This window comes from Faucicola osloensis, assembly GCF_020041925.1.
Taxonomy (GTDB): Bacteria; Pseudomonadota; Gammaproteobacteria; order Pseudomonadales; family Moraxellaceae; genus Faucicola; species Faucicola osloensis_D.
Genome location: NZ_CP083409.1, coordinates 1,867,985 through 1,891,643, shown reverse-complemented (window position 1 = coordinate 1,891,643; position 23,659 = coordinate 1,867,985). Strand labels below are relative to the sequence as shown.

Annotated in this window: 27 protein-coding genes and 1 other RNA gene; 21 read left to right on the top strand and 7 right to left on the bottom strand. The window is 42.7% G+C overall.

Going from position 1 to position 23,659, the window contains the following annotated elements; translation table 11 throughout:
- The first annotated feature begins 95 nt into the window (after nt 1-95).
- The 10 genes from LAJ61_RS08380 to LAJ61_RS08335 all read left to right on the top strand — a co-directional run bounded on the left by LAJ61_RS08380 (nt 96) and on the right by LAJ61_RS08335 (nt 7,036).
- Entirely contained in the window at nt 96-341 is a 246-nt protein-coding gene (locus tag LAJ61_RS08380; protein ID WP_224053547.1) for a helix-turn-helix transcriptional regulator, read from the top strand.
- Nucleotides 342-350: 9 nt separating this feature from the next.
- Entirely contained in the window at nt 351-599 is a 249-nt protein-coding gene (locus tag LAJ61_RS08375; RefSeq protein WP_224053546.1) for a hypothetical protein, read from the top strand.
- Nucleotides 596-934, top strand: a complete 339-nt coding sequence (locus LAJ61_RS08370; protein WP_224053545.1) for a hypothetical protein — start codon at nt 596-598, stop codon at nt 932-934. Before LAJ61_RS08375 ends, LAJ61_RS08370 begins: the two co-directional genes overlap by 4 nt.
- A 7-nt stretch (nt 935-941) precedes the next feature.
- On the top strand, nt 942-1,136 hold the full coding sequence (locus LAJ61_RS08365; protein WP_224053544.1) for a hypothetical protein: 195 nt from the start codon (nt 942-944) through the stop codon (nt 1,134-1,136).
- On the top strand, nt 1,133-1,498 hold the full coding sequence (locus LAJ61_RS08360; RefSeq protein ID WP_224053543.1) for a hypothetical protein: 366 nt from the start codon (nt 1,133-1,135) through the stop codon (nt 1,496-1,498). Before LAJ61_RS08365 ends, LAJ61_RS08360 begins: the two co-directional genes overlap by 4 nt.
- Nucleotides 1,482-2,006: a hypothetical protein gene (locus LAJ61_RS08355; RefSeq protein WP_224053542.1), complete on the top strand. Its 525-nt coding sequence runs from the start codon at nt 1,482-1,484 to the stop codon at nt 2,004-2,006. Before LAJ61_RS08360 ends, LAJ61_RS08355 begins: the two co-directional genes overlap by 17 nt.
- Nucleotides 1,999-2,304, top strand: coding sequence for a hypothetical protein (locus LAJ61_RS08350; protein WP_224053541.1), 306 nt, complete (start codon nt 1,999-2,001; stop codon nt 2,302-2,304). The genes LAJ61_RS08355 and LAJ61_RS08350 overlap by 8 nt, the downstream gene beginning before the upstream one ends.
- On the top strand, nt 2,301-2,549 hold the full coding sequence (locus LAJ61_RS08345) for a hypothetical protein (RefSeq protein ID WP_160000835.1): 249 nt from the start codon (nt 2,301-2,303) through the stop codon (nt 2,547-2,549). The genes LAJ61_RS08350 and LAJ61_RS08345 overlap by 4 nt, the downstream gene beginning before the upstream one ends.
- 122 nt (nt 2,550-2,671) lie before the next feature.
- Nucleotides 2,672-5,155: a DUF927 domain-containing protein gene (locus tag LAJ61_RS08340; RefSeq protein WP_224053540.1), complete on the top strand. Its 2,484-nt coding sequence runs from the start codon at nt 2,672-2,674 to the stop codon at nt 5,153-5,155.
- Between the two features lie 1,347 nt (nt 5,156-6,502).
- Nucleotides 6,503-7,036, top strand: a complete 534-nt coding sequence (locus tag LAJ61_RS08335) for a phage terminase large subunit family protein (protein ID WP_224053539.1) — start codon at nt 6,503-6,505, stop codon at nt 7,034-7,036.
- Between the two features lie 407 nt (nt 7,037-7,443).
- On the opposite strand, the gene rnpB is transcribed toward LAJ61_RS08335, so the two are convergent.
- From rnpB to coaD, 4 genes are all read right to left on the bottom strand, one after another.
- Nucleotides 7,444-7,798, bottom strand: an RNA gene (rnpB, locus tag LAJ61_RS08330) — RNase P RNA component class A.
- 28 nt (nt 7,799-7,826) lie between these two features.
- A complete protein-coding gene (locus LAJ61_RS08325; RefSeq protein ID WP_065252345.1) occupies nt 7,827-8,240 on the bottom strand; it encodes a PaaI family thioesterase in 414 nt (137 codons plus the stop codon).
- A gap of 66 nt (nt 8,241-8,306) precedes the next feature.
- On the bottom strand, nt 8,307-8,570 hold the full coding sequence (locus tag LAJ61_RS08320) for a YfhL family 4Fe-4S dicluster ferredoxin (protein WP_224053538.1): 264 nt from the start codon (nt 8,568-8,570) through the stop codon (nt 8,307-8,309).
- Nucleotides 8,571-8,613: 43 nt separating this feature from the next.
- Nucleotides 8,614-9,138 carry a pantetheine-phosphate adenylyltransferase gene (gene coaD, locus LAJ61_RS08315; protein WP_007115443.1) on the bottom strand — a complete coding sequence of 175 codons (525 nt, stop codon included), beginning with the start codon at nt 9,136-9,138 and terminating at the stop codon, nt 8,614-8,616.
- A 450-nt stretch (nt 9,139-9,588) separates the two neighbouring features.
- Between coaD and smpB the strand changes: the two genes are divergently transcribed.
- Both smpB and LAJ61_RS08305 read left to right on the top strand, forming a co-directional pair.
- Nucleotides 9,589-10,059, top strand: coding sequence for an SsrA-binding protein SmpB (smpB, locus tag LAJ61_RS08310; protein WP_007115442.1), 471 nt, complete (start codon nt 9,589-9,591; stop codon nt 10,057-10,059).
- Nucleotides 10,056-10,847: a methyltransferase domain-containing protein gene (locus tag LAJ61_RS08305; protein WP_224053537.1), complete on the top strand. Its 792-nt coding sequence runs from the start codon at nt 10,056-10,058 to the stop codon at nt 10,845-10,847. The genes smpB and LAJ61_RS08305 overlap by 4 nt, the downstream gene beginning before the upstream one ends.
- On the opposite strand, the gene LAJ61_RS08300 is transcribed toward LAJ61_RS08305, so the two are convergent.
- Together LAJ61_RS08300 and LAJ61_RS08295 are read right to left on the bottom strand one after the other, a co-directional pair.
- Nucleotides 10,844-12,013, bottom strand: coding sequence for an extracellular solute-binding protein (locus LAJ61_RS08300; RefSeq protein ID WP_224053536.1), 1,170 nt, complete (start codon nt 12,011-12,013; stop codon nt 10,844-10,846). The genes LAJ61_RS08305 and LAJ61_RS08300 overlap by 4 nt on opposite strands.
- Nucleotides 12,014-12,210: 197 nt before the next feature.
- Nucleotides 12,211-12,891 (bottom strand): alpha/beta fold hydrolase, encoded by a 681-nt coding sequence (locus tag LAJ61_RS08295; protein ID WP_224053535.1) that lies wholly within the window; start codon nt 12,889-12,891, stop codon nt 12,211-12,213.
- A 232-nt stretch (nt 12,892-13,123) separates the two neighbouring features.
- Here LAJ61_RS08295 and LAJ61_RS08290 point away from each other — a divergent pair, with 232 nt between their 5' ends.
- Both LAJ61_RS08290 and LAJ61_RS08285 read left to right on the top strand, forming a co-directional pair.
- The gene (locus LAJ61_RS08290; protein ID WP_224053534.1) at nt 13,124-13,951 is read left to right on the top strand and encodes a rhomboid family intramembrane serine protease; all 828 of its coding nucleotides are present in this window, start codon (nt 13,124-13,126) and stop codon (nt 13,949-13,951) included.
- A gap of 150 nt (nt 13,952-14,101) precedes the next feature.
- Nucleotides 14,102-15,643, top strand: a complete 1,542-nt coding sequence (locus LAJ61_RS08285; protein ID WP_159769220.1) for a fumarate hydratase — start codon at nt 14,102-14,104, stop codon at nt 15,641-15,643.
- 208 nt (nt 15,644-15,851) lie between these two features.
- Here the strand turns inward: LAJ61_RS08285 and LAJ61_RS08280 are convergent, their stop codons facing one another.
- Complete coding sequence (locus LAJ61_RS08280; protein WP_101964643.1) at nt 15,852-16,073, bottom strand: PspC domain-containing protein; 222 nt, start codon at nt 16,071-16,073, stop codon at nt 15,852-15,854.
- A gap of 449 nt (nt 16,074-16,522) precedes the next feature.
- On the opposite strand from LAJ61_RS08280, the gene nadR reads away from it, so the two are divergent.
- The 7 genes from nadR to LAJ61_RS08245 all read left to right on the top strand — a co-directional run bounded on the left by nadR (nt 16,523) and on the right by LAJ61_RS08245 (nt 23,655).
- Entirely contained in the window at nt 16,523-17,596 is a 1,074-nt protein-coding gene (gene nadR, locus LAJ61_RS08275; RefSeq protein WP_310586009.1) for a multifunctional transcriptional regulator/nicotinamide-nucleotide adenylyltransferase/ribosylnicotinamide kinase NadR, read from the top strand.
- 121 nt (nt 17,597-17,717) lie between these two features.
- Nucleotides 17,718-18,464, top strand: a complete 747-nt coding sequence (gene pnuC / locus LAJ61_RS08270; RefSeq protein WP_224053533.1) for a nicotinamide riboside transporter PnuC — start codon at nt 17,718-17,720, stop codon at nt 18,462-18,464.
- A gap of 211 nt (nt 18,465-18,675) precedes the next feature.
- Entirely contained in the window at nt 18,676-19,131 is a 456-nt protein-coding gene (locus LAJ61_RS08265) for an Mpo1 family 2-hydroxy fatty acid dioxygenase (protein ID WP_224053532.1), read from the top strand.
- A gap of 152 nt (nt 19,132-19,283) precedes the next feature.
- Nucleotides 19,284-20,474, top strand: a complete 1,191-nt coding sequence (locus LAJ61_RS08260; protein ID WP_224053531.1) for a hypothetical protein — start codon at nt 19,284-19,286, stop codon at nt 20,472-20,474.
- A gap of 441 nt (nt 20,475-20,915) precedes the next feature.
- The gene (locus tag LAJ61_RS08255; RefSeq protein ID WP_160002311.1) at nt 20,916-21,287 is read left to right on the top strand and encodes an HAD-IIIC family phosphatase; all 372 of its coding nucleotides are present in this window, start codon (nt 20,916-20,918) and stop codon (nt 21,285-21,287) included.
- Nucleotides 21,288-21,340: 53 nt separating this feature from the next.
- A complete protein-coding gene (locus LAJ61_RS08250; RefSeq protein ID WP_224053530.1) occupies nt 21,341-22,915 on the top strand; it encodes an aminoglycoside phosphotransferase family protein in 1,575 nt (524 codons plus the stop codon).
- Nucleotides 22,906-23,655, top strand: coding sequence for a glycosyltransferase family 2 protein (locus LAJ61_RS08245; protein ID WP_224053529.1), 750 nt, complete (start codon nt 22,906-22,908; stop codon nt 23,653-23,655). Before LAJ61_RS08250 ends, LAJ61_RS08245 begins: the two co-directional genes overlap by 10 nt.
- Nucleotides 23,656-23,659: the final 4 nt, after the last annotated feature.

Below are 23,659 nucleotides of genomic sequence, written 5' to 3'. Positions count from 1 at the left end.
TACGACCCCGTAAGCCCGCTATTTTGCGGGTTTTTTAATGCCTACAATTCCTATTGTCAAACGTGATAACAACCGACAAATAGGAGTTATTTTTTATGTCAATGCAAGTTAAGCCCGCTACTACTAGCGACCAACCCACCCAACCACTAGACACCTTACCCACTGATGGATTTATCCGAGTAATGCCATTAGCCCAGCGTTTAGGCATACACCACCAAACATTACGCAGATGGTGGAAAACAAATAAATTCCCACACCCGCAAACACGAAACGGCATTTTGCTATTCAGCAATGCAGATGTTAAAGAGTGGATTAACAACCAACCGCAGATTATTGCATAAGGGGCAGCCATGACTACTAGCAAGGATACACAGCCAAGCAAACCAAAGCGCATAACCAAAATTCAACAAGTCAAAAACCGCCTTTTAGCGGGTGAAGTTTTAACGGTGCGTGACATTATCAAAATGGGTATTAACCGCCCAACCGATATCATTTGGAAGTTACGCACAAAGAATATGGACATAGTAAGCCTTGATTGCAAAGACCCAGCCACAGGCGAACCGTTTGTTAAATACTACCTACAGGAAACCACCGCATGAAAGAACAATCTAGCCCCGCCTTTAAACGTGCCTTAGCTGAATATGAACGCATTGCCAGCCTACACGGTGAGGACAGCGAACAGGCTATAAATGCCTTTATGAAATGTTATGACCTTGCCCCGCAACATTACCGAGATGAAGCGGGCAAGATGGTAGAACAAATGGGAATGATACCAAAGCCAAGCGGTTACACAGATAACGGGCAACCCGTATTTAGTGCCAGCGATTTAGCAAAGCATTTTGGGGTAAGTGAAAGCGAAGTTATCGAGCGTTTAAACCAGCTAGACCCGCAGCATAAAAGCCTATATCACGGCAATATTAACCGCATACAGTGAGGTACCCATGCAAACCAAACTTTTACAGCTATCTAGCCAGCTAAGTGATGTTATGCACCAAGCCGAATTTATGGCGAATTGGGCGCAGGACAACCGCCTAAACCGTCAACAGATGGAAAATGAATTTAACATTTTGATTGCTGAAATATGGGACACCCAACAACAGGTTAAGGCAATCATTGAACAGGAAACCACCGCATGAATGAGCCAGTAGCTACCAAAGATTTATTGCTTCATTTGCTATCTATCACAGTGCAGGCAAGCGACACCACCGCCCAACTTTATCGAGAGATAGAGAAAGTCACTAACGGCATATCAGCCACGTTACAAAGCGAGAGCCACGCTGAATATATCAATAATGCCACCTATGACTATGCAATATTTTGTGATGGGGAAATGGTGGCAGATGTTGAGGGCGATATGCTTTTAGATGAAATGACAGCCGAAACCGTCAAGGATTTTTTGCAAGCGGTGAACCCAAACAAGGTAATAACCATTGAGCAAGTAACCATTAAAAACGACACATACGGACTATTTAAAGGCGGTAATGATGAACCAGTATAAAGACACCACCCAACAGCCAAACACGCTAGAAACGCTTAAAACAGCGCAAAATGATAATCATACAAAGGTAACTTTACTCGATATGGTAAAAAGCATATTACTAGCGGTTTTGATTATTGGTTTATTGCTACTCATTAGCAGTTATCACCAAGCCCACCCAAAAAATAACTTGCAAAGTGTGGCGGGCGTGATTGATAATAAAGAACTCTCAAAATCTACTAGCGGACAAGCCAGCCGTTACCCATTGGCTTTTTTTGTGCCTAAATTTCGCTTACTCTCTCAAAGTGGCGATAACAAAGCACAAATCCACCTACCCCCATTCACAGGGGTAAACCGTCATATCATGCCAGCATTGGCAGCCGTTTATGATGGGGTGACATTGCAAAACAGCCCTTTTTGGGTAATATGCAGGGCGGTATCTAGTAGAACCGAGAGTGAACCCCATCACCCTATGACTTTTCATAGTGTGGTATTAACTCAAAAATTACTAGGAGGCTACCATGCCTAATCAAAACCACACCCCACGCCCACAGGCAACCACCCAAGCCGAACTACAAAGCCAAATTGATAGCTTAAACAGTGATGTTTACGATTGCTTAACCTTGAACCGTGAGCATTTGCTTATGCTATGGAAATTGGTTGATACGGCTATTGACGATTTAAGCCCAGCGCATGACCCAATACACGCTATCAAACAGGCAAAGCGGGCGTTATTCATTGCTCAACATTTAGCCATTGATTTTTTAGATTGCATAGATGGGCAGATTGAAAAACACCCATGCCATGAAGCGGAGGGCAACGCATGATTGAACCTACCGCTATTTATGTCACTTTGGATTATCTCAATGATAGCTTAGGGGCGTTAAACGTCAAACTAGGCAATATCAAAGATGAACTTAACCGCCAAGCCTACAACGGCAAAGACAGCAACCTAGATTTACGCTTATCAGCCGATTTAATCGCCTATTTATCTGATGATTTAGAACACTACTTAGGTGAAATTGACGAATTACAAAGGCTTATTGAAAAGGGCGTTAAAAGTGACAGTTAAAGCCATGACACAACAAAAAATAAGGGGCTTTATGCCCTTTATTTCGCTAAGTGGTTCAAATGTACCAGCCACGACACAAAACGCCTACAACGCAAAATTACAGCCATTGGCAAGGGGGAATAATGAATAGTTTAGCAATCATGACAAAAGAAAAAGCCCACACCGCTACAGACGGCATGGACTTCTTAAAACTACTAGCAAGTTATCCGACAGCAACAACGGAAAACCTACAGGACAGCAAACACACACAAACGCTGAATAATTTAGCCTATATGATTGGCTATGACAATCTTTATTTTGTGACTGATGACATAAAAATAAATGGCGAATTACTATCAAACCATGATGGCTATATTTATACCGCCAATACTATAGCAACGCTTGCGTATGATGAAAGTTTTTTGCCTAGCGGTATTGTGTTTTTTCCAACCAAAGCCACACAAACCACCCCACTAGACCCAAGCCCACACCGCCCCAAATTATTTAGTACGAATGATGACGTATTACAGGCGTTTATGATTGGTAGCGGGCAAGGTGATATTATCGCCACTGATACGCTAGACAATGCAGAAATGTTATTTACTTTAGTAGATGATTACGACATGAAAAACCATACCATCATTGCCCCGTTTGATAAAGGGCATTATGAAAGTATGGTATGCAATCTAGCGATTAAACGCCCTATTTATGCCACTTGCACCAGCAAACAGGAAAGCCGATTATTAAAGGTATTCAAACACAGCGATATAGCCTTAATTAGCTTTATGAGTGAAATAGCCGATTATGTGGGCGATTATTCATCATGGCATGACCTTTTAACCAACGGGTTAAGTGATGGGGAAATACGAGTAACCCAGCTATCTAACTATATCGCATGGCATGACGGTGAGTTATTGGACAACCCCGTTAAATACATGGGCGGGCGTTTTGAACTCTATCATGATGGGCTTTATTTTGTACGATATGAGCATGACACCGAAAGCAACCAATATTCAAAACAAGGCTACCCTATCCGAATTTGTGACCCGCTTTTTATTAAGTCATCAATACGCAGTAAAAATAGCACCGATTGGGGGTTACTACTGCAATGGAAAGACAAAGACCACCACGCCCACGAATGGGCAATGCCAGCTTCACTACTGCAAGGCGATAGCAAAGAGTTACGCCAAATCTTGGCCGATATGGGTTTAGGCATTGCAACCAGTTTAAAGGCTAGAAACTTATTAACCGCCTATTTGCAAGCATACGACACACCCAAACGGGCGTTAAGCGTGAATAAGACAGGGTGGCATGATGATAGCTATGTTTTGCCCCATTGTGTGATTGGTGGCAATGAAAGCGAACCGATAGTGTTACAGACCACCGCCCCGCTAGAACATGGCTATGCGACCAAAGGAACGCTAAAAGAATGGCAGGACAATCTAGCCATACCCGTAGCAGGTCAAAGCCGTATAGCGTTTGCGGTAGCGTGTGCGTTTGCAGGGCAGTTATTAGAACTCATAGGTGAAAAAGATGGGGGCGGCTTTCATTTCGTAGGTAATTCAAGTATTGGCAAATCAATAACATTGCGAATTGCGGGCAGCGTATGGGGTAATGATTATATTAAGTCATGGAATAGCACAGGCAACGCTATGGAAAACATACTGCTATTGCATAATGATGGTTTAGCTTGTTTAGATGAAATTAACGAGGCTGATTTAAGAACCATTGATAGAACCCTCTATATGCTAGGTAATGGCAAACCTAAAGAGCGTATGAGCAAAACCCTAGTTAATCGAAACGCCCCTAAATGGCGAGTTAATGTATTATCCACAGGTGAGCAGACCATTGAAAACTATTTGCGATTAGCAGGCGTAACCATGAAAGCGGGGCAGCTTGTACGATTGCCAAATATTGAGGCAAACGCAGGCAAAGGATTGGGAATTTTTGACAGTCTAACGATAGCAGACACGCCCGCCAAACAAGCCGAACTATTGAAAGCCAACACTAATAAATATTATGGGGTGGCAGGTATTGAATGGTTAAATTATCTGACCCAAAACAAAGATACCGCCACCGCCCTAGTAAACGATTATATCCGAGCCTTTTTAGCACAATATCCAAACCTTGACGGACAAGCCAAGCGAGTAGCAAACCGTTTTGCATTGGTAGCCAGTGCAGGCGAGTTAGCAACCAAAGAAGGTATTACAGGGTGGCAAGCGGGGCAAGCCATGACCGCTACAAAGGCGTGTTTTGATAATTGGCTTGATAATCACGGCATGACAGGCAACCATGAGCAACGCCAAATCATTAAACAGATACAGGCGTTTATTCATGCCAACGGTAAAAGCCGTTTTTCTGAATGGGAGCATGACGGATATACTAGCACCATGCCAAACCGTGTAGGCTATTATCGAGCAGACAATGACAGCTACTATATTTATTCATCATTGTTTGAAAAAGAAATTTGCCTACCCTTTAACAAAAAACAGGTAGCAGAAACGCTAGATAGCATGGGGCTATTGTTAAAGAATAAAGGCTACCAGTTAAATGTTAATTCAAGCGATAGAGATAAAAAAGGCTATTTCTACTGCATTAAGGGCGAAATATTACTACACGAAGTTTAATAACGAGCCCTTGCCACATGGTGAGGGTTTTTTATAGTAAAAATTAGGATAGTGTTTTTATCATTACAACAGTTACAACAATTACTACACACCTACAGCCATAAGGGTTTGCTATGTTGTAACGCACCAAAAACCCATTACAACACGTTACAACAAATTAGAAAATTTTTGTTTACTAAACCTATTTTGTTGTAATTGTTGTAACGGCATTTTTTACTATTACAACACGCCTAAGCCTTGCTATTACTAGCGTGTAGTAATTGTTGTAATTGTTTCCACTTAAAAATAGCTATACGGATTTTTATTTTAAGATTGGGCGGGCATGATGGGGTATGGTTATTTTAGCCATGCCCTTTTTTATTGCCCCATATCGCCACGTTAAGCCATTGGACAGGCAAATTACCACCAACACCACAGGCGAGCGCATAGCGCAAATGGTGAGCGTATAGCGGAATTTTGCGAGTCCATAAAAAGACAGTAATAATTCTTGGAGTCCATAAAAAGGAGGTTTTCGGAGCAGTACGAACACGCCAAAAAACTGAACACCACCACAGCCACCAAGCCAGCAATAACAAGCCATTGGCAAAAAGTGAACAGCGAATTGAACACCTAACCGCCTATGGTTCACTTCAAAAGTGGAGCAGTTAGCCACCGCCAAGTATTGATAGTTCAAGGTTTAATAATAAAACGGAGCAGAAAACCGAACACCCAGCAACAGACAAAACCGCATTACATGGGGCATTGGTGAGAACCGAACAGCAAACCGAACACCCAAGCCGAACGATAGGCGGGCATGATTGATTTTATTTATTGTCATTGGTTCGCAGTACGCAGGCAAGTTCGCACCAAATGAGCCGTTATTAAATGAGAACTTTACGCACTTATTACGCACCAAAACCGCCTTTTGTGAGTGCGTAAAACGCAACACCTAGCCAAATACAAAGCCAGTCATATCAAGCCATGAGCATAGAGTGCAACAACAAACGCAACAGATAAAAGCCAAAACGCAACAGGCGAAAACTTGCCATGATTTAAAATCTAGGCAAGATTTTAGCCCGCCCTATGTTGCCAAATGTTAACCTTGAAACCTGATAAAACCTGACATTGACCCATCAAAAACAGGCAAAAAACACCAATTTTTAGCCAAAAATGTAGTAAAAAGCAGTATTTTTACCCTAAAAAGCCACTAAAAACGCCCTTTTTACGTTGACAAAATGCCTTTTTCTAACACCTTCTAAAATACCCTTGTAACCCTTTCCAGTGGCGGGCTAGAGCCTTGTTTTATGGGCTTGACGTTGCTATATTTGCTTAATGATTTAGATTAAAAAAACAGGAAACCCTACCATCATGCCAAGAATAGCCATGACACACAGCCTATCAGATTATGCTAAATGCCCTATAAGCCAGCATAGGAAAGGTTTAAGAGATGCCACGCCAAACACAACTATTCACTTTCAATACACCTACAGGGGCAAAGATTATAATTACCATGTGAAGCTAGATAAAACGCCTTGCCATTATGGCGGGTATCGCTATTGGTATGTATGCCCGCATTGTGGCAAACGTACCAGCGTTTTATATCAAGCGGGGCTTTACGTTTGCAGGCATTGCATAGGGGCAAACTATCAAACACAGCTTAACCAGCCGTTGGATAATGTAAGGCGTAAAAAATATAAGGTAGGTAAAAAGCTATATTGGTGGAGTGGTGAAATTGGTAAAAGTTTTCCTATGAAGCCTAAAGGTATGCACCAAAAAACTTTTGATAGGATATGGACAGAATTTAAAGCCCTTGAGAAACAAGAGAATAATTATTTGATTGCTAATTTTGTGAATTTTGCCAACCGTCATAATTTAGATATTAGCGGGGCGTTTGGTGAATGATTAGACCCTAAGATTACCCTAAGGAATTACTAAGGTTTTTCGGAAGTCAGTAGAGTTTTTGGGCATTATAAAAAGGGAGTTTTCGGAACAGTATCGAGAACAGATAAAAAAGTATTTCCCTACTATAAAAAAGAGTTTTCGGACAAGTTAACCCTACTTTTTGCATACGTTAGGCGGTGGACTTTTCGGGACAGTACGAGCAGGAATTTTTGCACACGTTAGAAAGTGATTTTTCGGAGCAGTAACCCCTACTTTTTGCATACGTTAGGCAGGCACGATTTAAACAGTTACAAAAAAAATTTTTTAATGGAAAAAAAGGGGTATATTGATTAAACGGCTACCAAAATGGCTACCAAATTTAATCCACAAAATATTAATAGATTTAAAATCAAAAACTTATATAGTAATAAGATGGCAAACCGATAAGCCGGGTTCTGTCTAGGACGAACATTCATCTAGGCGTATCGTTACCAATACGCTCAAGCAACCTACCCGTGTCCAACGCGGGCAACGCCATACGGACACCTATTTGGTCTTGCTACGAGTGGAGTTTACCTTGCCATGAGCTGTTACCAGTCATGCGGTGGGCTCTTACCCCACCCTTTCACCCTTACCTTATTGCTAAGGCGGTCTACTCTCTGCTGCACTTGTCGTAGGCTTACGCCCCCCAGCCGTTAGCTGGCACTCTGCCCTGTGTAGCCCGGACTTTCCTCCCCTTACCCACTGTAAACAGGGGCAAGCAGCGTTCGTCTGGTCTGCCAAGGCAAGCATTATAACAGGCTTTATCTATTTAGTCACGGTCAGCAGGCAACGCATATGTACCGACTGCATGCGCCACAGGTCTGTCATCACCTTCTGAGTAAATCAATACATCGCCTACCGCAAGCGTGCGCCCTACTTTGATAAGCTGGCATTTGGCGATAAGGTTGGCTTGTGCAGCCGGTTTTCGTAGAAAAGACACGTTAAGATTGGTAGTCACTGCCAATGGCACGATACCGATTTCGCCCAAAATAGCCACATATAGCGCAACATCAGCCACTTTCATCATCACAGGCCCTGATACCGTGCCACCGGGTCGTAACTCATCATCACCGATAGGATGCGACACAATGGCTTGCCCGTTGCCCACCGATTCGATATGGCAGTTGGCTTGGGGGAAAGATTGCTTCAGAAAAGCACTCAGTTCAGCTTTATTGGCGGGCATAGACATTCCTTATCTACAATAGCTTTGTTAAAAATCGACGTTGTGAAAAATAGCGGTTATAAAAATTTATTGACTGGTTTTAGTTTGGGTGAGGCGCTCAAATTTGAGCAGCAACTGCGCTGGCGTCTCCAGATAGTTAGGATCTTTTGGGATGCAATCAGGTACGGGACAAAACAGCGAACACTGCGGCTCATCAAAATGACCGACACACTCGGTACACAGCGCAGGGTCAATTTCATAAATCAACTCGCCCACATAAATCGCATCGTTGGGGCAAAGTGGCTCGCAGACATCGCAGTTGATACATTCATCAGTGATTATTAATGCCATAGCTTTTAAAACGTTTACCAAGAAACGTTTATTTTACCACGACTTACCAACCCTGTTGTTTTTTTCGTTCAAATGCCTCTTCGACACACGGCGGTACAAATTTACTCACATCACCCTCTAATTTGCCAATTTCGCGCACCAGCGTTGAGGAGATAAAAGAATATTGCTGCGATGGGGTCAAAAACACCGCTTCAAAGTTTGGGTCTAGTTCACGATTAAGATTAGCGAGCTGAAATTCATACTCAAAATCTGACATCGCCCGCAGTCCACGCAGTACACCGGTGGCTTGTTGATTTTTTGCCAAATCCACCAACAACCCATCAAAACCAATCACAGATATATTGCTCAAATCTTTATCATGACAGGCTTTTTCTACCAACCCAATCCGTTCCTCTAAAGTAAATAGCGGTTTTTTATGATGACCAATCGCCACCGCGACAATCACCTCATCAAACAGGCGGCAAGCGCGTTTAATCAAATCGAGGTGCCCTTTGGTAATAGGGTCAAATGTACCCGGATAGATAATTTTAGTATAAGGGGTGGCAAGTGGCTGGCTGGCTGCTGACATGGCTGTCTCTTTATGATAAATAATGCGCTATTTGGTGCTAACAATACAGCTAAAACAAAGATTGCTAGTTTGTTGCTAATCCTAGCAAAATTTGACCCCAATTAACAATCAAATCTCACTATCAATTTATGTTTAGCGTGTTATCATGACAGCTTTGCAGCATTTTACCCAAAGCCTAATTAAAATTTAGGGTAAAGCCTAGCAATCAAAAACTTAGTAATGAAAAACCTAGCAATAAAAAGCTTAGTAACCCAAAGCCCAATAATCAAAAACTTAAACTTAGTAATCAAAACCCAAGAATTGATTTATTGGGATTTATCGCCATATTAAACGGCTTGTCATACTGATTTATGGCAACCCGAATCTTGTAATAAGATTATGGCAATAAGATGATTAAAACACGCTGTGCAGCATTGGGTACGTCCGCGATGTTGCAGCAAGGAAACCTAAATGACTAAAAAACCAAAAATGCCTAGCCTGATTGCTAGCAACAAAAAAGCGCGTCACGAATACTTTATTGAAGAAAGCTTTGAAGCGGGGCTTGAGCTACTCGGCTGGGAAGTCAAATCCATCCGTGCAGGTAAAATGCGTATCACCGAAAGCTATGTGATTTTTAGAGATGGTGAAGCCTTTTTGTTCGGCGCGCACATTCAGCCGCTGTTATCAGCATCGACTCACATTGTCGCTGACCCCCTTCGCACCCGTAAGCTACTGCTGCACCGCCGCGAAATTGATAAGCTCTTTGGGATGGTCAACCAAAAAGGCCATACCTGTGTAGCGCTCAAAGTGTACTGGAGTCATGGACGCGTCAAATGCGAAATTGCCCTTGCTAAGGGTAAAAAACTGCACGATAAACGCGCCACTTTAAAAGAGCGTGATTATCAACGCGAAAAACAACGCGGACTGAAAAATCTTGTATGATGAACCAAGACCGCAATTTTGATGACATCAGCGCGCATTTTGAAAAAAAAATATACGGCGGCTTAAAAGGTGAAATTCGCCTTGCCGTGCTGCGCCATGATATTTTTGGCTGGGTAAAGTCATGGCAACAGACACACATCCGACCGCTTCGCGTATTGGATGTTGGTGCAGGCTTGGCGCAAATATCCATTGAGCTTGCCAAAGACGGGCATAACGTCACCATCAATGACATCTCTGCCAATATGCTTGAGATTGCCAAACAAAACGCAGGCGAGGCGGCACAAAATATCACCTGGCATACCTGCCCTTATCAGCAATTGGATGATAAATTAACGGGCAAATACGATTTAATTCTATGCCATGCCGTACTTGAGTGGTTGGCTGAGCCAAAACTGATTATGGATTTTTTTGATCGGTGGCTTGTCGATGATGGGGCTGAAAAAGGGGTGCTATCGCTGTGTTTTTATAACCCTGCTAGCTTTGTGTATCGCAACTTGGTGATGGGCAATTTTAATCTACTACATAACAAAGATTTTAAAGCCGATAATGGCAGTTTGACGCCCAATCACCCGGTGGCAAAAGATGAGGTGATTGCTTGGATTGGTGACCATCATTACCAAATCTTGCATACCTCAGGGTTACGGGTGTTTCATGATTACTCACCACTTAAGCGTGGTGGACATACCAATCCACAAGCGGTGATTGATATGGAAGTCGCCTATAGCGGACAAGACCCATATAAATGGCTAGGGCGTTATTTGCATTTTTTGGTAAGCAAAGCTAATTAGTAATAACCCGCTTGCTGCATTGAATCGACTGCCAGCGCTTGTCTTTCGCCATAAAATCTGACAGGTATCGGGCTGACTTCGATATCCCCCCAAGACTTGAGTAATACTGAGGCTTCGGCATTGGGGTCAATCGGAAAGGTATTGCTCAAACTGGCATACAGCGATTGCTGATCTTTGGCAGCGAGCCATTCAATCAGCCCCAGCGCCAACTCGGTATGCTTGGCGGCATGCGGAATGCCAACCCCTGTGATGTTAGTACTGACGCCGCCGTAGCCCTTATTGATCCATTTGATTTTAATCGGGGTATCGGGGTGCGCTTGTAGATAGCGTCCGTAGTGGTTGCTGTTGACCAGACCGATTTGGCATTTACCGCTTTCTATGGCCTTTAACACTTCACTGTCATCAAGTAACAGGGGTACACTTAGATTGGCAAGCCAGCCTTGCATCACTTCTTGGGTGCGTTTATCGCCCAGATTATTGATGAGATTGACCACCAGTGATTGATTAGGGATGTATTTGCCTTGGCTTAGGCACAGTTTTTGTGACCATTTTAGTTTAGACAAGTCGGCATAGCTTGAGATATCATTGCTATGGAGTACACGACTATCATACACCGCAGTACGCGCGTAGCTAGATAACGCAATCCAATTGCCATCAGGATCACGATAACGCTCTGGGACATGCGCCACTGCTTTTTCGGCATTAAAGGGTTGTAACAGCCCTTCTTCGACTGCGGTACTAAAAATACCCGCATCTTCAGTCAAAATCACATCCGCAGGGCTATTGTCACCTTCTGCTTTTAACCTTGCCAAAATTGACATTGGTTCATCTTGCACGATATGAATCGGCACATTGATTTGCCTAGCATAGCTAGTTAATAACGGCTCAAGCGCTGCTTTGTCAATAGAGGTGTAGATCGTGAGTTGGTTGGGCACTGCTGCAGTCGCACTCGCAATGCTTGCATTTGGTGTCGCATTGGTATTACTGGCATGATTGCTATTAGCGCTCGAAGCGGTGGTCGAAGCCGATTGTGACGTTGTGGATGGCGGCGTCGATGACGGACTACAGGCAGTTAACGCACCCGATATACTGACCAAGGCAATTAACAAAGCGCTGATGGCTGATGATTGCGCATTGACATTGGTACGCACCTTATGACCCATCATACAACACATCCCATCACTTGCTTTCAACACAGCTTAACCTTCTTCAACAGCTTTGCCTGACCATCGCTCAATGGATTCTGGCTAAATACATCATCGCTCAATACAGCGCCTAAAAAACTTTGGATGATTATAGCATTTTGCCCCAACATAATTCTTAAAAAAACTTTGAATTGACGGGTTTTTAATCCTAGTTTTTCTCAACAATTTCTTGTATGCAAAAAATGCCCTTGTTGCAAAAAGTGATGGATTTGTATCGCCACTTCATCATTTATCAGGAGTCCCGTATGGGAGGCATTGATGATGATATGGTCTTTGGCAGCGGCAAGCTGGGTTTCATGCACAAATACCGTGCCGTCATTGGGCTGCAGATGCGGCTCAAGCTTGGCAAGCTCACGGTTACGGGGCAATACCACTTTGCCGAGCCCCACCGAACGCACCCCCGCAATACTGCCTAGCTGTACTTCATTGTTGAGTACCGGCACATTGCCATCTAGCCCCTGCAGATACGAGCGACCAACGAATTTGGGCAGGATTTTGACGATGTTATTGGCACTGATGCTACCATTATGGGGTGTACCAAGTGTGACACAGCGAGTAATCTGCCACTGTGGGTAGCGCTGCAAAAAGTCTCGAATGACCAGCCCACCCAGACTATGACCGACCAAATAAATTGGCACACCCGCTTTTTCATGTTTGGTCAGCCAGCGGTGCAAACGGCGGCTATGGTTGGCAAGATTATGCGCGACGCTAAAATACCCAAACCTGTGACATTCGTAGCCAAGTTTGCTGAGTTTTTTGGCAAGCGGTCGCATCGCCCAGGCATGCATGTGCAAGCCGTGAATGAGGATGACAAGCGGTTTGGATTGGCGTTTTATCATAAATCCTTTTGTATCTATGATTTGTATCTATGATGCTAAAAATTTGGCGAAAATGCCTTCCGCTTAGCTTATCATTTTTTGCATTCAGCAAACGAGTTTGCAAAACATTGTTACCATTTCATACTATAATTGCGATTTGTGAATTGATGATAATGATTTTATACAGGCTTTTTTCTTTTGAACTTTTGGCTTAAATTGGTTTACACTTAAATTGGTTTACATAAGGCGCGCTATGGCATTTGAATCCCCAATCCAACAAGCTTTACACCATTATCCTATCACGTTGGCGTTGGTGGTAATTTGTGTTGGGGTGTTTGCCTTACAGCTATTTTTTGGCGTCAATCCGACCAATCCGACCAACCAATCGTTAATTGCTTGGGGTGCCAATTTTTTACCCTTTTCACTGGGTGAAGCCCCCTGGCGATTAGTGACCAGCCTGTTTTTGCATATTGGTTTTATGCATTTGCTGTTTAATATGTTTGCTTTATATTATTTTGGACAAGTGGCAGAGCGGATGTTTGGCGCTGTCAATTTTTTAGCGTTGTTTTTGTTATCAGGGGTTGGCGGTAATCTGCTCAATAACTTTTTGGGCTTGCATAGCGTGATGGCAGGTGAGCCGCCGATTATTAGTGCCGGTGCGTCAGGCGGTATCATGGGTATTGGGATGGCGCTATTGGTCGCAGCGCTAACTAAAACATCATTCAATAATTTTGCATTAAATTTTCGCTCGTTACTGATAGTGATGGCGATTAATTTGAGCTATGGTTTTTTGGTGGGCGGTATTGATAATGCCAGTCATGTGGGCGGTGCAATTATAGGTGGCTTGCTGGGTATAGTGTACGTCATGCAGTATCGCGTTATCCGCCAGCAGCAGCTTGGCGATGAACCCATCTCTGGCAGCACTGCTCCATTCATCCCGCCTTCTTTAGTTGTGTTAAAGGGTAAAATCATCACCGCAAGCTATGTAGTGTTGATAGTGGGATTTATGGCGATATATGGCTGGCTACATATCAGTTTTATGCAATTACTCAATCTTGCATTACCAAGTATTATCCACTAACTGTTAATAATTTTTTAACGGGATAAAAATTTTAGCGGTTGACCATTTAAAACGCTTATTCCTGCGCCCTTTTGCCAATCTTGTTTGCCAATCTAGCAAGTGACAATGCTATAATAGCGCCACTATTTAGCCAGTGAAAAGGACTAGCCAATGACCGTCATCAAGAAAGACGACTTTATCAATTCTATCGCCAACGCCTTTCAATACATCAGTTATTATCACCCAAAAGACTTCGTTGATGCTGTATATGAAGCATGGCAAAAAGAAACCAACCAATCTGCCAAAAACGCCATGGGGCAAATCCTCACCAATAGCCGTATGTCAGCGATGGGTCATCGTCCGATTTGCCAAGATACTGGTAGTGCGGTGGTGTTCCTTGATATCGGTATGAACGTGCAATGGGACTTAGAGGGTGACACTGAGATGAGCGTTGAAGACATGGTTAATGAAGGGGTACGCCGTGCTTACAACAATCCCGACAACCCATTACGGGCATCTATCCTAGTAGACCCAATTAGTAAACGTCAAAACACCAAAGACAACACGCCAGCGGTGGTTCACATGAGCGTGGTACCGGGTGACAAAGTTGATGTGATTTGTGCCGCAAAAGGTGGCGGCTCAGAAAACAAAGCAAAATTTGCGATGCTAAACCCCTCAGACTCGATTGAAGAATGGGTGTTAAAAACCGTTCCACAAATGGGGGCAGGTTGGTGTCCACCTGGTATTTTAGGTATCGGTGTCGGCGGCACACCAGAAAAAGCCATGATGCTTGCCAAACGCTCACTCATGGAACACATCGATATCCATGATTTACAAGCCAAAGCCCAAAGCGGTGCCGAGCTTGATAGCGTTGAGCGCTTACGTCTCAATATGTACGACAAAGTGAACGAGCTTGGCGTTGGCGCCCAAGGTCTTGGCGGCTTGACTACGGTACTCGATGTGAAAGTACTAGACTTTCCTACCCATGCCGCAAGCAAAGCCGTTGCCATGATTCCAAACTGTGCGGCGACTCGTCATATTCACTTTACCCTAGACGGTCAAGGTGAAGCAGCCTTGCCGGTACCTTCACTATCAGATTGTCCAGAAGTGTCCTTTGGCTCCGATGATGTGATTAAAGTCAATGTTAACGACTTAACCAAAGAAACCTTAGGTCAGTTTAACATCGGTGATACCTTACTACTTAGTGGTAAAATCTTAACGGGTCGTGATGCCGCGCACAAACGCATGGTCGATATGCTTGCCAAAGGCGAAGCGCTGCCCGTTGATTTACAAAATCGCTTTATTTATTATGTCGGTCCTGTTGATGCAGTGGGCGATGAAGTGGTCGGTCCTGCAGGTCCCACTACCTCAACGCGTATGGATAAATTCACCGACACAATCTTGGATCAAGGCTTGATTGGGATGATTGGTAAATCCGAGCGTAGCCCTGCGACCTGTGAAGTCATTGCCAAACATGGCGCAATTTATCTCATTGCAGTGGGCGGCGCCGCCTATTTGGTATCGAAAGCTATCAAAGGCGCTAAAGTACTTGCCTTCCCAGAGCTAGGTATGGAAGCGATTTATGAGTTTGAAGTAGAAGATATGCCTGTGACCGTCGCTGTGGACAACCAAGGTAACAGTATCCACCGCTTTGATAAAGTCGCTGAACGCGCCCAGCAAGTGATTGCCGAGCCTGTACGTTTTGTGCCTTAGTCAATTTTTTCAAGATTTTTAATATGAACAAAAGCCTTAAGCATTTCCTTAAGGCTTTTTTTAGGTTAAAAAAATACCCAGATAATGTATTATCTGGGCAGGAGGAAAAGTGGAGAAGTTTATAGTTATTGTTATAGCTAGTTGTTATTATTCATAATATTTCTTTTTTTAATTGTTTAGCTGTGCTACAAATACGCCTATACACCCATCAAACCGCACGATAGGAGCTTTGGGTAGCATTTGGCATGACAATCCATAACACGATGTATATCAAAATACCTGGCACTGCCACACTCGCAGTTGAGATAATCACAAACAACAAACGCACCAATGTTACATTCCAGCCTAAATACTCTGCAATACCCCCCATCACACCTGCAATCATACGATGATTCTGAGAGCGATGAAGTTTTACCAGTTTATTTGCCATTCAATTTTTTACCTGTTAAAAATAAAGAAAACCACTTAAGACTTAGTTAAAACCTAACATCTTTGAAATTTAACGCCTTTAAAACTTAATGCCATCAGCTAAAATTATTAATTAAAAATGCTATGTTTTGGTTATGACTTATTATAAGCAAATGCAGGGTTTAGTTGGGTGACAAAACGTAGAATGATGTTTCTTTTAGTAACTTTTTCTACAGCATTCTTATTACGAACAGTATTAACACAGGTAAGTAGCGTATATCCGATATAGGATAGATACGTCAAACTTTACGAATTGTGATACTAGCGTTACAAACCATTGTAACTTCGTAGCAGCTAATCGACTATCATAACGTTACTTTATACCCTTATTAGGGGTATCCATCCAAGTAATCAAACAATCAAGTCAATAAAAAATAGTTAAAAAAACCATGATAAAGTATTGAGGACAGCATGATGCAAGATGTGGGTATCATTATTGGACATTTTGAGCCGCTGCATTTGGGGCATGTAAGAACGATTTTACATGCGTCTGGGCAAGTCAAAGAGTTATATATTTTTATTACCGCTCACCCTGCGCCAAATCCAAATTTTTCCATTGATTTAAAAGACAAAGCGCGCTGGATGACCATGGCATTTGCTGATTTGCCATTTGTGCATATAGAGATTTTACCTGATTTGGTAAGCCCTTCTTATGAAGACAATTATCAAGATTTAAGCGTTAATGAGGTCAATGCGGTATTAGCGGATTTGCAACAACGATACCCTAAGTTGAGCGTGTCCAATAATAAAGGCGAAACGGTGATGCCCGTGGTGTTTATGGATGAAACCCATCCGTTTGTCGATTATGATTTACAGTTACCTGTGGTGACCACGCCACGCCAGCACGGCTTTGATAGCCGCAAGATTCACAATAACCCCGCGCTGTATTGGTCAGCCATTCACCCGCAAGCGCGAGGTGACTACACCAAAACTGTGGCTTTGGTGGGTGGTGAAAGCTCAGGTAAAACCACACTACTGCATAAGTTAGCAAACTATTATGGTGCAAGCTATGGCTTAGAAATGGGACGGCTGTTTGTGCAAACCGATTTGGGGGGTACTGAGCTTGGTATGCAATACGATGACTATCCGCTCATGGCAACTGACCATGAACAAGCGATACGCGCCGCCAAACGCTTTGCCCCTGCCCCGATCACCTTGGTGGATACAGATTTTGTGACCACGCAAGCATTCTGTGAAGAATACGAAGGGCGTACCCACCCGTTTTTGACCGCCTGTATCGATGAGTTTCGCTTAGATTACACCCTGATGCTTGCCAATAACACCCCTTGGGTTGCCGATGGGATACGCTCTTTAGGCAGCGAGTCCCAGCGTGAGCGTTTTGAAAACCGTTTAAAACAAATCTTTGCCCGTCATCATATTGCGCCGCTGTTTATTGATAGTCCAGACTATCATCAGCGATTTTTGGATGCGATTGCGCTTATTGATGCACACGTTTTTCACCACTATCAAGATATCGAGGCATAAAATAATTTTCTAGACATACTTAGTAGACATGCTTGATAAATATATTAAAAATTTTTGGTTTTATTTTTTAAACCTTAATTAAAAAAATGTTGTCATGGTTGTATTGACTGTTGGAGGCGAAATGCGAATTGCAATTTTGGATAAAATTACCGGTGAATGGGCACAACAATGGACGGTGGTATGGTTCTTTTTTGGGGTGGTGGCATTGACTACAGTCTTTTGGTTGACCACAGAACATCGAGCGTTAGACTGGTTTTATTTGGGGGTGTCTTTTATCGGGCTATTGTGTGTGGTATCGCTGAGTTTTCGCCGCAATATCGCAGGTAATGGCTTTGGTATGTTGGCAACGGCAGGTGAAACCATTGTACAGGGAACTGCAGGTGCGGTGGGTTTGATGCTTGCGCCGCTGTTTAACTTTTTTACCCATTTATATGGCATTTTTTATTGGTCAAAAAACACCGATGGCGATGGCAATATGATTCCCAAATCAGCCAATAAAATTGTTTGGTTGGTAACCATTGCCTTTATCGCGATTGGCTTGGCATTATTTCCAACTGTCAATAATTGGCTAACGTCGATGGGTTATGGCGTGGTCGCCGACGATGGCAGTAAATTTTTGGGCGTGATTGATTTTTTTTGGATTAACGTGTTGGCATTTGTGCTATCTATCACAGCGCAAGCCACGATGATTTTACGCTATTCATTCAACTGGTGGTTATGGATTGCGGTGAATTTTGTCTGGCTGATTGTCAACTTGATGTCGCAAAATTATATTTTTGCCATTCAAACGATAGTGTACCAAATCAATGCGTTTGTGGGTCTGTATGAGTGGTATCGCAGTGAGCAAAAAGCCAAAGGCTTGGCGTAATAGCCACTGATATCAAAAACCATTGATATCAAAAGCCATTGATATCAAAACCTATCAGGGTAAATTCGGATATCAAAACCTATCAGGGTAAATTCGCTGGTTTGACAAACGACTAGGGTGTGATACGATTCAGTGGTAACTGATGGGATTCACACCCATTTTTTATCAGCAATTTTTTTCATTGTGTTTATTATCTTTAAGGAAGAAGATTATGGCAACCGTGACCCTGCTTCATTCAAAAAAATCCTTACAAAGCTGGCTGGCTGACTACGCCGTGAGCCACCAACATCCCATCAATAAAAAAATTCATTGGTTGTGCGTACCCACGATTTTTGCCAGTATCTTAGGCATGGGAATGTCATGGCAGGCGGCGTTTACCTTGGTATTGATTGCTTTGGTAATGCTGTTTTATCTACGCTTGTCTACGCAATTATTTATTGCTATGGGCATGTTTGTGCTGTTTTGCTTGGCAGCGATTGCTATCTTACCAGTTGGGTTTAAGTTTTGGTTTGGCGTATTTGTGGTGGCGTGGATTGGGCAATTTGTCGGTCACAAAATTGAAGGCAAAAAACCGTCATTTTTTGAAGACTTACAATTTTTTTTGATTGGGCCTGCCTGGGTCGCGAATTCGTTAAGTGAAAAATTGGCAAAACCTAAAACGTCATAAAAAACTTCATATTCACTAAGAAAACCCAACATATTACAGCGGCTATTTCCTAGATAATAATTGCAATGGCTTTGACTATCGCTAGGTTTTTGGCGATGTTTGGTCGACCTACTCATTTTGAGTGCCATATCACTTGTTAGCTTGCTGTTATTATGATTAAAAAAGTATCCAACCGCTGGCAACGTATTGACGTGCCGCAAACATTCCCGACTATTCGCGCGGCTTTGGCTTACTGTAAAAGCCAATTACATAATTTGGGGGATAAAGGCTTTATCCAAATTAAAATTGCCGATGGCGAGTATTATCTAGACCAAGTTGAAATTGATTTTTTTAGTGATCGGGTAGAGATTATTGGCAATTTGGACGATCCTGATAAGGTGCAATTATATTTTGATGATGCCCACAACCGCTGTGGCTTTTTGATGCAGCGGGGCAATGGTATTTTTAAAATCGATGGCATGACTATCAATGGGACTAAGGCGTTTTTGGGCTATGGACAGTGGCAAGATGAAGGCTATGGTGCCGGTATCATGTGTAATTACAATAGCCAAGTGCTCGTTGGGTCAAAGGTCCGTATCAATAAGTTTTATTATGGGGTTGCTGCCCGCTTTGGCTCAAGTATCCGCTGTGAACCTGGGGTGATTGTGCAGTTTGCGGGGGATGTTGGGTTTTTCGCGTATGGGGGCTCGATAGATGCCCAGCAATGCGAGGCGTATCACTGTGCGCATTTGGATGAAGGTCTGGGATTTGGATTTTGCGCGGAATCCAGCGGCTTTATCAATGCCGATAACAGCGTGTCTGCCCACAACCATATCGCAGGGTTTTATGCACTCACCAATGGCTCGATGTGGTGCCATGATACCAGTGCCAGCGAAAACAAACATGGCTTTTTGGCGCTGCACAATGGCATGCTAAGCTGCAATAGCATCAACCGACGTACCAATGCCTTTCGCAACTATGGCTACGGCTATTTTGCTGACAATGGTGGGCGTATTTTAGCCAATCGCAGTCTTGGCAATGAAAACGTGGTCGGTGGCTATTTTGCCCGTCATCACGCCAGTATCGATATCACCCACGCCAATGCCAACCACAATCAAGGGCATGGCTATACCGCAATCAATGCTACCTTGCTCGGTAACGGTGCTGAAGCGCGATTTAATCAAGGTAATGGCTTTGTCATAGGGCAGTCAGGCTTTTTGGATGGTAGTTTTTTGATGGCGTATGGCAATGCAGGCTATGGCTATCACTTAGATCATTGCCAAGCCTTTACGCCCTATGCCCGTGGTTGGAAAAACGCACTGGGTCGTATGTACAAAGTCCATAGTCACGTCGCTATCAAATAAATTTTAGAATCTTTGCTACTGGTTTTTGCTTACTGTTCTTCTAGCTTTTTCGCCTTTTAATCTTTTATCCTATTAATCTATTATTAGTAAAAGCCAATCTTTTATTAAATCATAACCTATTTCATTTAGATTCATCAGCCTCTCACCCGCTTTTTACTGCATTTCTCGTGCTATGGCTTACTCTCAAAAATTGTCAACATCGATTGATTAATTGGTTAAAAGCGATCTAGCCAATATTAAGCATTGTGATTAAGCACTATAATCGATTTTTTTCTTGTATTCTTACCTAAAATTACAATAAGTAATGAATAAGTAATATCATTTGGTAGGGATTCGTTTTAAGGTATTGAAGTTAAAATAACAATCAAATACTTGATTTTATTAAGAATACAAAAATTTTTAGTTTAAGTCTATCACTGCAATATTAGGAACATAATAACAATGAAGCGGCTAATCTTTGACCTAGATGATACCCTATGCACCACCCAAAATGGCGACTATGCAAATGCCCAACCCATCACCGAAGTTGTCGAAAAACTTAGAGAATACCATCGACAAGGGTTTACTATTGTCATCAATACCAGTCGCAATATGCGCACCTATCAAGGCAATATTGGCGCTATTAATAAAAACACCTTGCCAATTATCATCGATTGGCTGGGACGACATGATATCCCGTATGATGAATTATACGTGGGTAAGCCTTGGTGCGGCTTTGAAGGGTTTTATGTGGATGACAAAGCTATTCGACCCGACGAATTGGTCAAGCTAAGCTATGCAGAGATTTGCCAGTTACTTGATTTAACACCTTAATAAAAAATAAAAAATAAAAACAACAATAACGACAGTTAAGGTAATTTAACGCCATGATACTCATTAACGCCTCTTCATATGTCAATGCCGAATTCGAAGCAGAAATTGGGCGTATTCCGCCTTGCATGCTGCCCATTGGCAATAAAAAACTATTACAGCTTCAAGTCGATGTGGTGCGCCAACACTTTCCCAATGAAAAAATTCTATTATCACTACCCGAAGCTTATACTTTAACCATCAATGAAAAAGCGGTGATTGAGTCACTGCCCATTGATGTGGTGACAATCCCTGAAAATTTGGCATTGGCTGAGACCATTTTATATGTGCTTAATCTAGCCATTGATAAATCATACCAGCATATTCGTATCATCCAAGGGGATGTATTTTTACCACACTTAGTTGATTACTCAGATTGTATTGGTGTGTCAGATAAAACGCGCCAATACGACTGGCAACAAACCAAAAAAATGAAAGAAAACCCCACCGATTGGATTGGCTATTTTGCCTTTTCCTCACGATTGGAGTTGATTAAAGCGCTAGCGATTAGTAAGAAAAATTTTGTACGGGCGATTTATTTGTACCAACAAGCTATCGCAATGAAATCGGTCAACATTGAGCCGTATTATGATTGCAGTAATTTTGTCCATTATATTCATGCCCGCGCCAATATGACCACCGAACGCGCCTTTAATTCACTACAGATTCGTGAAGGTATTGTCACCAAAAGCAGTGATGACAACAACAAAATTGAAGCGGAAATTTATTGGTACACCCATATCCCTGCGCCACTCAGACGTTTTACCCCGCAGTTGATTGATTATCAGCAAGTGGACGGGCAATTTAGTTATAGCTTAGAGTTCTTGCCATTGTTACCGCTCAATGAGTTGTATGTGCATGGGTTAAATACCACTGAATTTTGGCAACATATTTTTCAGCTATTAAAAGAATTTTTTAGTATGGCCAATCAGTCCGACGTGCATCGCCATATCGAAACCGGGTTTGCCAAATCGTATGCCGAAGATTTGTACCATAAAAAAACCTTAAAGCGCTTGTACGCGTATGCCGATGATGCCGATGTCGATTTGAACAAAGCTGTAATATATGATGAAACGATGCTTGGCAGTACGCTAGAGATTGCGCAGGACTGTATCGACAAAGCATTGGCACTGCCAAACACCGTGAGTGTCATGCATGGCGATTTATGTTTTAGCAACATCATGTATGACATGCGCGGTCGCCGGGTAAAAGTTTTTGACCCACGCGGTACGGATTCTAACGGCAATTTTAGTATTTTTGGCAACGCAAGCTATGATTTAGCAAAGCTCACCCATTCTGTGATTGGTATGTATGATTTTATCATCGCAGGGCGTTATGAAATTATCGATAGCCCTAGTGGTAGCAATATACGATTTGATATTGATAAGCGTTTGGAGCAAATCCAGCAAGAATTTTTTGCCGGCACCTGGGTCAATGGTATGACCACAGAATCTATCATGCCAGCGGTGGTGTTATTGTTTTTATCCATGTTACCTTTGCATGCAGATAGACCCGATCGCCAGCGCGCCATGCTGCTCAATGCGTATCGTCTATACAAAATGTATGTGATGGAGGCGGTAACATGTTCGTAATTCCGATGGCAGGGCTAAGCAGTCGTTTTTTTAAGGCGGGCTTTGATGTACCTAAGTATCAATTGTCGATTGCCGATACCATTGTATTTGATTTGGCAATCAAGTCGTTTGAGCGCTATTTTAGTACCGATTTATTTTTGCTTATCGTGCGTGATGTGTATGATACCCCGCAATTTGTTGCTGAGCGATTAACGCGCTTGGGTGTGCGCAATTTTATGATTCATACCCTTGATGGCGAGACAGCAGGACAAGCTGAAACAGTAGCGCTTGGACTGGGACTTGAACAGGGACTCGGTGATACTAGCATTGATGACGATGAGCCGATTTATATTTTTAACATCGATACCTTTCGCTATGGTTTTCAAAAACCTGACTGGGTAGAGTCTGTTGATGGCTATTTAGAAGTATTTGAAGGCGAAGGCGACCATTGGTCATTTATCGCCATCGATGACGATGACAGGGTGATTAAAACCACCGAAAAACAGCGTATCTCCAATCTTTGCAGTGATGGTTTGTATTATTTTAAATCCAAGCAGCAGTATCTATCGTTATTTCAACAAGCGATTGCGCAACAGTTGACGGTTAACAATGAATATTATATCGCCCCGATGTATAATTTATTAATCGCACAAGGCGGCAGGGTTGGCTATGTCAAAATCACGGATGACGACATTGATTTTTGTGGTACGCCGGATGAATACCAAGCGCTTAAAGCCCAGGGTTTAAAGATTGATGTTTAAAGGT